Origin of the sequence: Janthinobacterium sp. NKUCC06_STL, from assembly GCF_019345455.1 — a bacterium.
Classification (GTDB): domain Bacteria; phylum Pseudomonadota; class Gammaproteobacteria; order Burkholderiales; family Burkholderiaceae_D; genus Janthinobacterium; species Janthinobacterium rivuli.
This window is the reverse complement of sequence record NZ_JAHKQY010000008.1, coordinates 151196-163871: the sequence shown is the minus strand read 5'-3', so window position 1 is coordinate 163871 and position 12676 is coordinate 151196. Positions and strand designations below refer to the sequence as shown.

The window sequence follows — 12676 nt, the reverse complement described above, 5'->3', positions numbered from 1 at the left end:
GCACGCCGCTGCCGCCACAGCTTAGCCAGGAATCGTGTTGCCTGGCCAGTCGTCTTTCGATACGGCACTCCCCAGCGCGCCTTTGGCGCCTGTGGCCGCGCCATGGCCGCGCGCTTTCCCGGTTTTGCCTTGACAAGGAAACCAGCATGAAAAAAATCTCGATCACCGTCGGCCTCGTTTCGACCATTGCCACCGTGGGCGCCTTGCCTGCGGCCCACGCCCAATCATCCGTTGATGTGTATGGCTTGATGGACGCTGGCCTGGTGCAGGAAGGCGGCGTCAGCAAACTCACCAGCGGCGTGTCGGCCGGCTCGCGCCTGGGCTTGCGCGGCACGGAATCCCTGGGCAATGGCTTGCAAGCCGTGTTCACCCTGGAAGCGGGCGTCCTGAGCGACACGGGCCGCTCCGACCAGGCGGGGCAATTGTTCGGCCGCCAGGCGTTTGTCGGCCTCAACAGCCCGCTGGGCATGCTGACCGTGGGTCGCCAGTACAACCTGCAAAGCCAGGCGCTGACCGACGTGGCCGATCCATTCGAAGGCGGCCTGGCTGGCGCGGCGACCAACCTGGCCGGCTATTCGGCCACGCGCATCGACAATACCGTGCGCTATACCTCGCCGGAATGGCGCGGCGTGACGGCCACCGTCATGTATGGTGCCGGCGAACACACGGCGATTGCGGCGGACCAGCGTTCGCTGGGCCTGGCCCTCGGCTACGTCAACGGTCCATTGACCTTGCGCCTGGCGCGCCAGAGCCGTGCCGGCGAACCCGGCAAGGCCGACGTGAACAACACCATTCTGGCCGGCAATTACAACTTCGGCGTGGCCACGGCGTTTGCCGGTTATGGCCGCAACACGGGCGATGGCAGCAGCATGTTCTTTGCGGAAAACCCGTACGGCGCGGCGCAGGCGCCGGCCCAGTCCAGCGACAGCCGCGACGCTATCGTCGGCGTGTCCGTGCCGCTCGGCGCGACGACCTTGCTCGCCTCGTACGTCCACAAGGATGACCGCGATGCGGCCAACCGCGACGCGCAGCAACTGGCCATCGGCGCCACGTATGCTCTGTCCAAGCGTAGCAAGGTGTATGTTGCCTACGCGCATATCCGCAACCGCAACGACGCCGCCTACATGGTGGGCAATGCCACCGAAGTGGGCAGCGGCAACCGCGCCTTCAACGTCGGCCTGCGCCACGCGTTTTAAACCTTTGTGCTAAGCGGGCAGCATGCTGCCTTCGCGCAACAATGTTTCGAAGGCGGCGGCGGCCAGCGGTCGGCTGAACAGGTAACCCTGCATCTGGTCGCAGCCGTGCTGGCGCAGGAAGGCCAGTTGCTGCGCCGTTTCCACGCCTTCGGCGATGACTTTCAGGCGCAAGCTGTGCGCCAGCGAAATGATGGCGCGCACGATGGCCGCGTCATCGTCGCTGTGCGTGATGTCGCTGACGAAAGTTTTGTCGATTTTCAATACGTCGATGGGGAAGTGGCGCAGGTAGGCCAGGCTGGAATAGCCTGTGCCGAAGTCATCGATGGACAGTTGCACGCCCAGCGCCTTCAGGTTGGCCATGATGGCCGTGGCTTGCTCCACGTCATGCATGACCATGCTTTCCGTCAATTCCAGTTCCAGGTGGGCTGCGGCAAGTCCCGTTTCCGCCAGCGCCTGCGCCACCGCGTGCAGCAGGTTCTTTTGCTTGAATTGCCGCGCCGACAGGTTGACGGCCAGGCGCAGCGGGCCATGGCCGGCCAGTTGCCAGGCGCGCGCCTGCGCGCATGCCGTGCGCAGCACCCAGTCGCCGATGGGCGTGATCAAACCCATTTCCTCGGCCAGGCCGATGAAGCTGGCGGGTGGAATGCGTCCCAGCTGCGGATGTTGCCAGCGCAGCAGCGCTTCCATGCCCACCACTTCGCCGCTGGCCAGGTCCAGCTGGGGCTGGTATTCGAGGTGGAATTGCCCCCGCTCCAGGGCGTGGCGCAACTCGCTCTCCAGTCCCAGCCGTTCCAGGGTGCCCGCATTCATGCTCGAGGCATAGAATTGCCAGTGGCCCCGTCCCTGTTCCTTGGCGCGGTACATGGCGATGTCGGCGTGCTTGATCAGGGTGTCGGCATTCTGGCCATCGTCGGGATACACGGCCACGCCCATGCAGCAGCTGAGAAAAAATTCATATTCACCCAGTTGCAGCGGCTGCGCCACTGCGTCCAGGATGCGCTGCAGGATGGCCGCGCCCGGTTCGCCATTGCCATGCTGGGGCAGCAGCAGCACGAATTCATCACCGCCCAGGCGCGCCACCGTGTCGACTTCGCGCGTCGCATCGCGCAGGCGCTCGGCCACGCTTTTCAGCACCAGGTCGCCCGCATCATGGCCCAGGGTATCGTTGACGAATTTAAAGCGGTCGAGGTCGATGAACACCACCCACAGGGGCAGGCCGCTGCGCCGCGTCACGGCCATCGCCTGCTCCAGCCGTTCGCGCAGCAGGGCCCGGTTGGCCAGGCCCGTCAGGATATCGTGCCGGGCCTGGAATTCCAGTTCCTGTTCGAAACGCATGACGCTGCTGATGTCGTATTGCGCCACGACAAAGTGGCTGACGGGGCCATCGCCATCGTCGCGCACGGGCGCGACGAACAGTTCGCTCCAGTAGCAACTGCCATCCTTGCGGAAGTTGCGCACGATGGCCTTGCCTTCGCGCTGTTCGCGCAGGGCCGCCGTAATGGCGTGCATGTCTTGCCGTCCCTGTTCGGGGCCTTGCAAGTCTTCCAGGCGCTGGCCGATGACTTCGCTGGCCGCATAACCGGTGATGCGCTCGAAGGCGGGGTTGACGTACTCGATCAGGTAGCCTGGCGCGTCGGCGCTGCACAGGATGATGGCATTGGCCGACACTTCGATGATGCGTTCGCGCAAACGCAGCGACTTTTCATTGTGCATGCGCGCGGCGATGTCTTCGGACAGGCGCAAATTGGCAAACTGCAGCGCCGCCGTGCGTTCGCCCGTGATGCGGGCAATCACGGAATTGCGCGACACCAACTGATATACATACGCAGCCGCCAGCAGGCTCGACAGCAATCCACCCAGCAGTACATACAGCGAGCCGCGATGGTTGGCGTCCAGGCCCATGCCTTTGGCCGGCAGCAGGGCGGCGCCCAAGGTGTGTCCGCTGGCATGGTACTGCAGCAGCAGCCGGGTGCTTTCCGACTCGATCTGGCGCGCCGAGGCATAGCACAGGCCCGTCAGGCAAAGGCCGACCGCCAGGGTGATCAGGGCCGAGGTGGAAACGGAAATGGAGATACGTTTGAAAAATGATTGCATGATGGCGTCCGGTAAGCAGCGCCGGCGCCGATCCGTGATCCGGCAGCCCTGGCAGTGACTGACTGTAGGGCGCGGGGTACCTGACCGTCCGTTCGCTGCCGAACAGACCGCCATACCAGCAAGAAATATAGTGGTGGTACTGTGCAGGCGCTGTGTTACGCTCCGGCATATGGCGCCCCTCGTTCGGACGTTTTTTATCTATCCCCTAGCTGACGACTGGAAACCAGGAAAACTGCCCATGTCGAGTCCGCATGCCCAGCTGCACAACCCGAATCAAAACCATTTGCTCGCCGCCATGCTCGACGCCGATTTCGCGCGCCTGGCCCCCCACCTGGAGCAAGTCTCCATGCTGCTCGGTGACGTGATCTACGATTCGGGTGACAAGCTGCAGCATGTGTATTTCCCCACCACGGCCATCGTTTCCATTCACTATCTGCTGGAAAACGGCGGCTCGTCGGAAATTGCCGGCGTCGGCAATGAAGGCGTCGTGGGCGTGTCGCTGTTCATGGGCGGCAACTCGACGCCGAGCCGCGCCGTCGTGCAGACGGGCGGCGTCGGCTACCGGCTGAAGGCGCATTTGCTGATGGAAGAATTCGACCGCGCCGGTCCCGTCATGCGCTTGCTGCTGCGTTATACGCAAGCGCTGATCACGCAAATGTCGCAGACGGCCGTGTGCAACCGCCACCATACGGTGGAGCAACAATTGTGCCGCTGGCTGCTGCTGACCATGGACCGCCTGCCGAACCGCGAGCTGACCATGACGCAGGAACTCATCGCCAACATGCTGGGTGTGCGCCGTGAAGGCGTGACGGAAGCGGCCGGGCGTTTGCAGACGCGCGGCTTCATCAGCTACCGTCGCGGCCATATCTCCGTGCTGGACCGCGCCGGCCTCGAAGGCCATGTGTGCGAATGCTATGGCGTGGTCAAAAAGGAATTCACGCGCCTGCTGTCGGACGTGCGCCAGCGCCAGGCGCTTTGAACACCGCATCCTTTCTCTTATCGTTGTCACAGCCCAGGCTACCCCATGCAATCTGTTGAAAACACTCCCCCGCGCGCATCGTCGCGCTGGCCCATGGCGCTGGCGTTTTCGTTCAGCGCCATCGTGCTGCTGGCCATCGGCCTGCTGGCCTGGCGCGCGCCGTTCGAAACGGCCTGCGTCATCGATGCGCTGGTCTTTTTGCTGCTGATGCTGCTCGTGGCGCTGTACCGGCGCACCCTGGCGGCCAGCCTGCCGCGCCAGCTGCTCAAGGCGGGCGCCTTGCAGGATGCGATTTTCAATAGCGCCAATTTCTCGTGCATCGCCACCGATGCGCAGGGCGTGATCCAGATTTTCAACGTGGGCGCCGAACGCATGCTCGGCTATGAAGCGAGCGACGTGGTCGACAAGCTGACGCCGGCTGGCATTTCCGACGCGCAAGAAATTGTCGCGCGCGCGGCCGCCCTCAGTGCCGAACTCGACAGGGTCATCACGCCCGGCGTGGAAGCGCTCGTGTTCAAGGCCACGCGTGGCATCGAAGACATCTACGAATTGACGTATATCCGCAAGGATGGCAGCCGTTTCCCCGCCATCGTCTCCGTGACGGCCTTGCGCGACGTGCAGAACAAGGTCATCGGTTATCTGCTGATCGGCACGGACAATACGGCACGCAAGCAGGTCGAGGCGGAGCAAGCCTTGCTGGACCAGCGTCTGCGCGAACAGCAGGCGTACACGCGCTCGCTGGTCGAGACCAACAATGCGGAGCTGAAGAAGGCGCGCCTGGTGGCGGAAAAGGCCAACCGTGCCAAGTCCGAATTCTTGTCGAGCATGAGCCACGAATTGCGCACGCCGCTCAATGCCGTGCTGGGCTTTGCGCAGCTGATGGCGTCCGATGTGCCGCCACCCACCGTGCCGCAGCAGCGCTCGATCGAACAGATCCTCAAGGGCGGCTGGTATCTCTTGCGTTTGATCAATGAAATTCTCGACCTGGCCATGATCGAATCGGGCAAGGTCACCTTGTCGCAGGAAGCGATGTCCTTGCTTGACGTGTTGCAGGATTGCCAGGCGATGATCGCGCCGCAGGCGGAAAAGCGCGGCATCCGCATGCAATTCCCCCGCTGCGGCCAGGCCTTTTATGTGCATGCGGACCGCACGCGCGTGAAACAGGTGATGGTCAACCTGTTGTCGAACGCCATCAAGTACAACCAGAGCGGCGGCGCCGTCACCGTCGACTGCAGCCAGCGTGCTGGCAAGGTGCGCGTCAGCGTGCGCGACAGTGGCGCCGGCCTCGATGCGGGCCAGGTGGCCCAGCTGTTCCAGCCCTTCAATCGCCTGGGACAGGAAAACAGCACGGAAGAGGGCACGGGCATCGGCCTCGTCGTCACCAAGCAGTTGGTCGAATTGATGGGCGGCACCATCGGCGTCGACAGCACGGTCGGCGTGGGCACCACGTTCTGGTTCGAGCTGGCCGCCAGCAGCGCGCCGGCCCTGGTGCTGGGCGACGGCGATGCGCTGCCGCAGGTGCAGGAGCCGCAGGAAAGCCAGCGTACCTTGCTGTACGTGGAAGACAATCCCGCCAATCTGGCGCTGGTGGAGCAATTGATCGCCCGCCGCAGCGATTTGAAATTGCTCACGGCCATCGATGCGCACCTGGGCATCGACCTGGCGCGCACGTATCAGCCGGACGTGATCCTGATGGACATCAACCTGCCCGGCATCAGCGGCTTTGGCGCCCTGCACATCCTGCACGACGACCCGCTCACGAGCCATATTCCCGTGATGGCCCTGTCGGCCAACGCCGTGCCGCGCGACATCGAGAAGGGCCTGGAAGCGGGCTTCTTCCGCTACCTGACCAAGCCGATCAAGGTCGTCGAATTCATGGATGCGCTCGACGTGGCCCTGCACCATGCGGCCGCGCATGGCCTGGCCGACGACATTCACGCAGTACGCTAATTCAGCATTTATTTTTAGGAATACCGCCATGCTTCAAGCCACCGAGATTCTGAACGCCAGCATTCTCATCGTCGATGACCAGGAGGCGAACGTCATGCTGCTGGAACAGGTGCTGCGCAATGCCGGTTATACGCGCATCACCTCCACCATGGACCCGCAAGCCGTGCACGCGCTGCACCAGCAGCACCGCTACGACCTGATCCTGCTCGACTTGCAAATGCCGGAAATGGATGGTTTTGAAGTCATGGAAGGCTTGCGCGACATCGAGGCGGGCAGCTATCTGCCCGTGCTGGTGATCACGGCCCAGCCGGGCCACAAGTTGCGCGCGCTGCAAGCGGGCGCCAAGGATTTCGTCAGCAAACCGTTCGACCTGGTGGAAGTCAAAACGCGCATCCACAACATGCTGGAAGTGCGCCTGCTGTACCAGAAGCTGGCCGAATACAACAAGTCGCTGGAACAGATGGTGGAAGAGCGCACGGCGGAGCTGCGCGAAAGCGAAGCGCGCTTCCAGCGCTTCACGGAGCTGTCGTCCGACTGGTACTGGGAACAGGATGCGCAGGGCAACCTGACGCGTTTTTCCGGCCCCGTGGCTGAAATGCTGGGCATTGGCAGCGAAGAAGAGCCGCAGCGCTGGAACGCGGCCGAGCGGGCCTTGCTCGATGCAAAAATCGCCGCACGCGAACCGTTTCTCGATTTCATTTACAGCCGCGCCAACCTCGACGGCAGCACGCAGTATCTGCAGGTCAGCGGCGAACCGATGTTCGACACGGGTAGCCGCTTCATTGGCTACCGCGGCATCGGCCTCGATGTCACGGAGCGCCATCGCATTGCCTGATTTATACTGGGTGCTATCGATACTGACCAGGAAAAATCATGACTGACAAATCTTCCTCCTACTGGTTCCCCGCCAAGACCTATGGCTGGGGCTGGGGATTGCCCATCACGTGGCAGGGCTGGCTGGTCTTTTTGAGCGCGCTGGCGCTGTTCGCCTGCGGCGCCTTCCTGTTCCCGCCGCAAACCATGCTGGTGGGCTATATCGTCTATGAAGTGGCCATCGTTGCCGCGCTCATTTTCATCTGCCAGCTGAAGGGTGAACCGACCAGCTGGCGCTGGGGCAAGAAGAAGTAGCGCGATGTACAAAGACGACACCTGCAAGAAATCATCTGGCCGCGCGGCGTGAACCGCGTATAATTGGCTCGCTGCCGCAAGGCGGCAAACGCTAGGGGTCCTGCCTTTCGCTGTGGAAACACGGTGCAAGCGCGGGTGAGAAATACCCTCCGAACCTGATCTGGATAATGCCAGCGAAGGGAAGCTTTAGGATGAACGCACCCCGCCTTTCCGCGTGCGTAATTCCGAACCTCCTTAGCTGGCTCCAGGCTTAAAAATAGTCTAGCCAAGGAGCCAAAATGAACGCCAACCCGAAATTCCTCTCCGCCACCGCCACGGTCGACGAAGCCGCCATCGCGCCGCTGCCCAATTCGCGCAAGATCTATGTTGAAGGCAGCCGTCCCGACATCCGCGTGCCCATGCGCGAGATCAGCCAGTCCGACACGGAAGCGTCGTTCGGCGGCGAAAAGAATCCGCCGATCTACGTGTATGACACGTCCGGCCCGTACACGGACCCGGACGTGCAGATCGACATCCGCTCGGGCCTCGATACGCCGCGCCTGCCGTGGATCGTCGAACGTGCCGACACGGAAGAATTGCCCGGCCCGACCTCCGACTACGGCATCGCCCGCCTGGCGGATCCGAAACTGGCCGAGCTGCGTTTTAATTTGCACCGCAAGCCGCGCCGCGCCATTGCCGGCAAGAACGTGACGCAAATGCATTACGCGAGGCGCGGCATCATCACGCCGGAAATGGAATTCGTCGCCATCCGCGAAAACATGCGCCGCCAGGAATATTTGCGCGAGCTGAAAGCTTCCGGCCCCATGGGCGAGCGCCTGGCCGACCTGATGGGCCGCCAGCATCCGGGCCAGTCGTTCGGCGCCAGCATCCCGGCGGAAATCACGCCGGAATTCGTGCGCGAGGAAATCGCCCGCGGCCGCGCCATCATCCCTGCCAACATCAATCACCCGGAAGTCGAGCCGATGATTATCGGCCGCAATTTCCTGGTGAAAATCAACGCGAATATCGGCAATTCCGCCGTCACCTCGTCGATCGGCGAGGAAGTGGAAAAGATGACCTGGGCCATCCGCTGGGGCGGCGACAACGTGATGGACCTGTCCACCGGCAAGCACATCCACGAAACGCGCGAATGGATCGTGCGCAACAGCCCCGTGCCCATCGGCACCGTGCCGATTTACCAGGCGCTGGAAAAGGTCAATGGCAAGGCCGAAGATTTAACTTGGGAAATCTTCCGCGACACCCTCATCGAGCAGGCCGAGCAGGGCGTCGACTACTTCACCATCCACGCGGGCGTGCTGCTGCGCTATGTGCCGATGACGGCCAAGCGCCTGACGGGCATCGTGTCGCGCGGCGGCTCCATCATGGCGAAATGGTGCCTGGCGCACCACCAGGAATCGTTCCTGTACACGCATTTCGAAGAGATTTGCGAAATCATGAAGGCGTATGACGTGTCGTTCTCGCTGGGCGACGGCTTGCGTCCCGGCTCCATCTATGACGCCAACGACGAGGCGCAGCTGGGCGAACTGAAAACCCTGGGTGAGCTGACGCAAGTTGCGTGGAAGCACGACGTGCAAGTGATGATCGAAGGCCCGGGCCACGTGCCGATGCAGTTGATCAAGGAAAACATGGACTTGCAGCTGGAACAGTGCGGCGAAGCACCGTTCTACACCCTGGGACCGTTGACGACCGATATCGCGCCCGGCTACGACCACATCACCTCGGGCATCGGCGCGGCCATGATCGGCTGGTACGGCACGGCCATGCTGTGCTACGTGACGCCGAAGGAACACCTGGGCCTGCCCAACAAGGCCGATGTGAAAGACGGCATCATCACCTACAAGATTGCGGCGCACGCGGCCGACCTGGCCAAGGGCCATCCGGGCGCGCAAATCCGCGACAACGCCCTGTCGAAAGCACGCTTTGAATTTCGCTGGGATGACCAGTTCAACATCGGCCTGGACCCGGACAAGGCGCGCGAATTCCACGATGAAACCCTGCCCAAGGATTCGGCCAAGGTGGCGCATTTCTGCTCCATGTGCGGCCCGCATTTCTGCTCCATGAAGATCACGCAGGAAGTGCGCGAATACGCGGCCGGCATGGGCATCGCGGAAGACAAGGCGCTCAAGCAGGGGATGGAAATCAAGGCCATCGAATTCATCAAGAACGGCGCCGAGCTGTACCGCAAGGTCTGAAGGAGAGCGTGATGCCTGCATTGATATCCATCACGCTCAACGGCGCACCGCACCAGGTGCCGCCGGGACAAACCCTCGATCAATTGATCGCCGCGCTGTCGCTGGAAAACCAGGCGCTGGCGCTGGCCGTCAACCGCAATGTCGTGCCGCGCAAGGCGTGGCCGGGGCAGGTCTTGCAAACCCAGGACCAAGTGGAAATAGTCCGCGCCATCGGCGGCGGCTGAACTAAGGAAAAAGCAATGAACAGTAATAACAACGACCTGCTGACCATCGCAGGAAAACAGTATCAATCGCGCTTGCTGGTCGGCAGCGGCAAGTACAAGGATTTGCCGCAGACGCGCGAAGCGACGGATGCGGCCGAGGCGCAGATCATCACGGTGGCGATCCGCAGGGTGAATATCGGGCAAGACCCGAACGCGCCCAGCCTGCTGGACTTCGTGCCGCCGGACCAGTACACGATTTTGCCGAACACGGCCGGCTGCTACAACGCCAAAGATGCCGTCTACACCCTGCAACTGGCGCGCGAGCTCCTGGGCGGGCGCAATCTGGTGAAGCTGGAAGTACTCGGTGATGAAAAGACGCTGTTTCCGCACATGCCGGAAACGTTGATTGCGGCCGAAGCGCTGGTCAAGGATGGCTTTGACGTGATGGTCTACTGCAGCGACGACCCCATCCAGGCGAAGATACTGGAAGACATCGGCTGCGTGGCCGTCATGCCGCTGGCCTCCCTGATCGGCTCGGGCATGGGCATCTTGAATCCGTGGAACTTGTCGCTGATCATCGACCAGGCGAAAGTGCCCGTGCTCGTCGATGCCGGCGTGGGCACGGCGTCCGATGCGGCCATTGCCATGGAACTCGGTTGCGATGGCGTGCTGATGAATACAGCCATTGCCGGCGCGCGCGACCCCGTGCGCATGGCGCGTGCGATGAAGCTGGCCGTGCGGGCAGGTCGCGAAGCATTTCTGGCGGGCCGCATGCCGCGCAAGTTTGCCGCCTCGCCATCGTCGCCGATGGCGGGCCGCCTGGCGTGATGGCGCCGATGCGTGTCACTGTGCTGGTGTTTGCCGGTGCCGACCCGTCGGGCGGCGCCGGCATCGCCGCCGATATCGTGGCCATTGCCGCGCAGGGCGCGCATGCCTTGCCCGTCATCACGGCCTTGACGGTGCAGGACAACGACAGGGTTTTTGGCGTGCAGGCGGTGGTGCCGGAGCTATTGCGCCGGCAGGCGCTGGCCCTGATCGACAAGATGGCCATTCACGCCGTGAAGATCGGCATCCCCGGCAGCGCCGCGAATGCAGCCGTCATTGCGCAGCTGATCGCGCAAATGCGGCTGGCCCGCCCAGGCTTGCCTGTCGTGCTCGACCCCGTGTTGGCCAGCGGCCATGGCGACGTGCTGAGCCGGGACGACGCCGTGCTGGCGCTGGCGCCCTTGCTGCCGGTGACGACCGTCATCGTACCGAACGGGCCGGAAGCGCTGGCCCTCGGTGGCGCAGAAAACCTGCGCACGCAAGGCTGTCGGAACGTGCTGATGACGGGCGGCCATGGCGATGGCGAGACGATCGTCAACCGCTGGGTCGATGGTGAGGGCAGGGAGCGCGAGTGGCGCTGGCCCCGTCTTCCCGGCGAATTTCACGGCAGCGGCTGCACTTTGGCGTCCGCCATCGCGGCGCGCCTGGCATTGGGCCAGGCATTGCCCGAGGCGCTCGATGGCGCGCAACGCTACTGCCATGCGGCCCTGGCTGGCGCGTATGCGATTGCGCCAGGTCAACTCATGCCGCAACGATTCATTCAATAAGGAAAACATCATGCGTGGACTGTATCTGGTCACCCCGAACTGGGACGACACCGACCGCCTGCTCGACGTGAGCGAGCAAGCCTTGCAGGAAGGCGTGGCCCTGCTGCAATACCGCCACAAGAGCGCCGAGGCGGAGCAGCGGCGCGAACAGGCAGGCGCCTTGCTGGCGCTGGCCCGCAAGTATGGCGTGCCTTTCATCATCAATGATTTTATCGAGCTGTGCGAAGAGCTCGACGCGGACGGCGTGCACGTGGGCGGCACGGATGCGTCCGTGGCGCAGGTGCGCGCGCGCCTGGGCAAGGACAAAATCGTCGGCGCCTCGTGCTATGGCGACATGGCCCTGGCAAGGACGGCTGAGGCCGGCGGCGCCAGCTACGTGGCCTTCGGCGGCTTTTATCCGTCGCTGGTGAAAAAGTATCCGGTGACGACTCCGCTCGACATCGTGCTGCAGGCCAAGCGCGAGATCGCCTTGCCCTGCGTGGTGATCGGCGGCATGACGCCGGAGAACGCGGCGCCGCTGGCCGCGCGCGGCGCCGACATGGTGGCGGCCATCACTAGCGTCTATCAAGCGGACGATGTGGATATTGCGGTGCAGCAATTCAATCAATTGTTTGCGGCATGAGCATGGGCGTGCAGGGCTGGTTTGGGGCAGTAATCGGCATATAATATGAGCATCATTCATTACCGAGGTCCCCCACCCATGAGTCAGCCAGCCGCCGCGAAACGCCTTATCCTGATCGTTGACGATGACCAGCTCCTGTTGGAATTCCTCGGCGAAGTCCTGCGCCATGCCGGCTACGAGACGGCCCTGGCCCATTCGGCCGAAGTGGCGTTGCAGCTGATCGCCCAGCGCGAGCCGGATCTGGCCTTGCTCGACATCCACATGCCGGGCATGTCCGGCCTGGAACTGGCCAAGCGCCTGCATGGCGAAACGGCCGTGCCATTCATGTTCCTGTCCGGCAGCGGCGACAGCGAATCGGGCAAGCAGGCGGCCGCCTACGGCGCCGTCGGTTACGTGGTGAAACCCGTCGATGAAGCCCGCTTGATGCCCGCGTTCGAAGCGGGCCTGGCGCGTGCCGATGAAATCCGCCAGCTGCGCCGCACCGAGCTGAACCTGAACGCGGCGCTGGCCGCCGGCCGCGAAACGAGTCTGGCCGTGGGCCTCTTGATGGGCAAGTTCCAGACGGACCGCAACACGGCCTTCGAAGTGCTGCGCGACCACGCCCGTTCCAGCCGCCGCAAGATCAATGAAATCGCCAGCCAGCTGTTGCTGGCCGAGGAAACCCTGAACGGCCTGCACGGCGCCTTCCTCAACCGCGCGAAAGCCAAGTAAACGTTTCAA

General features: G+C 63.1%; 12 protein-coding genes and 1 riboswitch. Of the genes, 11 read left to right on the top strand and 1 reads right to left on the bottom strand.

The features are described 5' to 3' along the window. Positions 1–146: 146 nt before the first annotated feature. The gene (locus KO539_RS22575) at positions 147–1196 is read left to right on the top strand and encodes a porin (protein WP_219311864.1); all 1050 of its coding nucleotides are present in this window, start codon (positions 147–149) and stop codon (positions 1194–1196) included. A gap of 9 nt (positions 1197–1205) precedes the next feature. On the opposite strand, the gene KO539_RS22570 is transcribed toward KO539_RS22575, so the two are convergent. Next, positions 1206–3290: a bifunctional diguanylate cyclase/phosphodiesterase gene (locus tag KO539_RS22570; protein WP_257626401.1), complete on the bottom strand. Its 2085-nt coding sequence runs from the start codon at positions 3288–3290 to the stop codon at positions 1206–1208. Positions 3291–3528: 238 nt separating this feature from the next. Between KO539_RS22570 and KO539_RS22565 the strand changes: the two genes are divergently transcribed. From KO539_RS22565 to KO539_RS22520, 10 genes are all read left to right on the top strand, one after another. After that, a complete protein-coding gene (locus tag KO539_RS22565; RefSeq protein WP_072456773.1) occupies positions 3529–4269 on the top strand; it encodes a Crp/Fnr family transcriptional regulator in 741 nt (246 codons plus the stop codon). Between the two features lie 45 nt (positions 4270–4314). Further along, positions 4315–6219 (top strand): ATP-binding protein, encoded by a 1905-nt coding sequence (locus tag KO539_RS22560; RefSeq protein ID WP_225243761.1) that lies wholly within the window; start codon positions 4315–4317, stop codon positions 6217–6219. 28 nt (positions 6220–6247) lie between these two features. Beyond that, positions 6248–7054: a response regulator gene (locus KO539_RS22555; protein WP_219311861.1), complete on the top strand. Its 807-nt coding sequence runs from the start codon at positions 6248–6250 to the stop codon at positions 7052–7054. Positions 7055–7092: 38 nt separating this feature from the next. Continuing rightward, positions 7093–7347 (top strand): hypothetical protein, encoded by a 255-nt coding sequence (locus tag KO539_RS22550; RefSeq protein ID WP_219311859.1) that lies wholly within the window; start codon positions 7093–7095, stop codon positions 7345–7347. A gap of 83 nt (positions 7348–7430) precedes the next feature. After that, positions 7431–7546: riboswitch (TPP riboswitch) on the top strand. A 79-nt stretch (positions 7547–7625) separates the two neighbouring features. Continuing rightward, a complete protein-coding gene (gene thiC, locus KO539_RS22545; protein WP_219311857.1) occupies positions 7626–9539 on the top strand; it encodes a phosphomethylpyrimidine synthase ThiC in 1914 nt (637 codons plus the stop codon). 20 nt (positions 9540–9559) lie between these two features. After that, complete coding sequence (gene thiS, locus KO539_RS22540) at positions 9560–9763, top strand: sulfur carrier protein ThiS (RefSeq protein ID WP_070222852.1); 204 nt, start codon at positions 9560–9562, stop codon at positions 9761–9763. A 15-nt stretch (positions 9764–9778) separates the two neighbouring features. Then, positions 9779–10570, top strand: coding sequence for a thiazole synthase (locus tag KO539_RS22535; RefSeq protein WP_035824622.1), 792 nt, complete (start codon positions 9779–9781; stop codon positions 10568–10570). Positions 10571–10578: 8 nt separating this feature from the next. Beyond that, positions 10579–11334 (top strand): hydroxymethylpyrimidine/phosphomethylpyrimidine kinase, encoded by a 756-nt coding sequence (locus tag KO539_RS22530; protein WP_219311855.1) that lies wholly within the window; start codon positions 10579–10581, stop codon positions 11332–11334. Positions 11335–11344: 10 nt separating this feature from the next. Next, the gene (gene thiE / locus KO539_RS22525; RefSeq protein ID WP_219311853.1) at positions 11345–11956 is read left to right on the top strand and encodes a thiamine phosphate synthase; all 612 of its coding nucleotides are present in this window, start codon (positions 11345–11347) and stop codon (positions 11954–11956) included. A 78-nt stretch (positions 11957–12034) separates the two neighbouring features. Next, positions 12035–12667, top strand: a complete 633-nt coding sequence (locus KO539_RS22520) for an ANTAR domain-containing response regulator (RefSeq protein ID WP_035824626.1) — start codon at positions 12035–12037, stop codon at positions 12665–12667. The last annotated feature ends 9 nt before the right edge of the window (positions 12668–12676 follow it).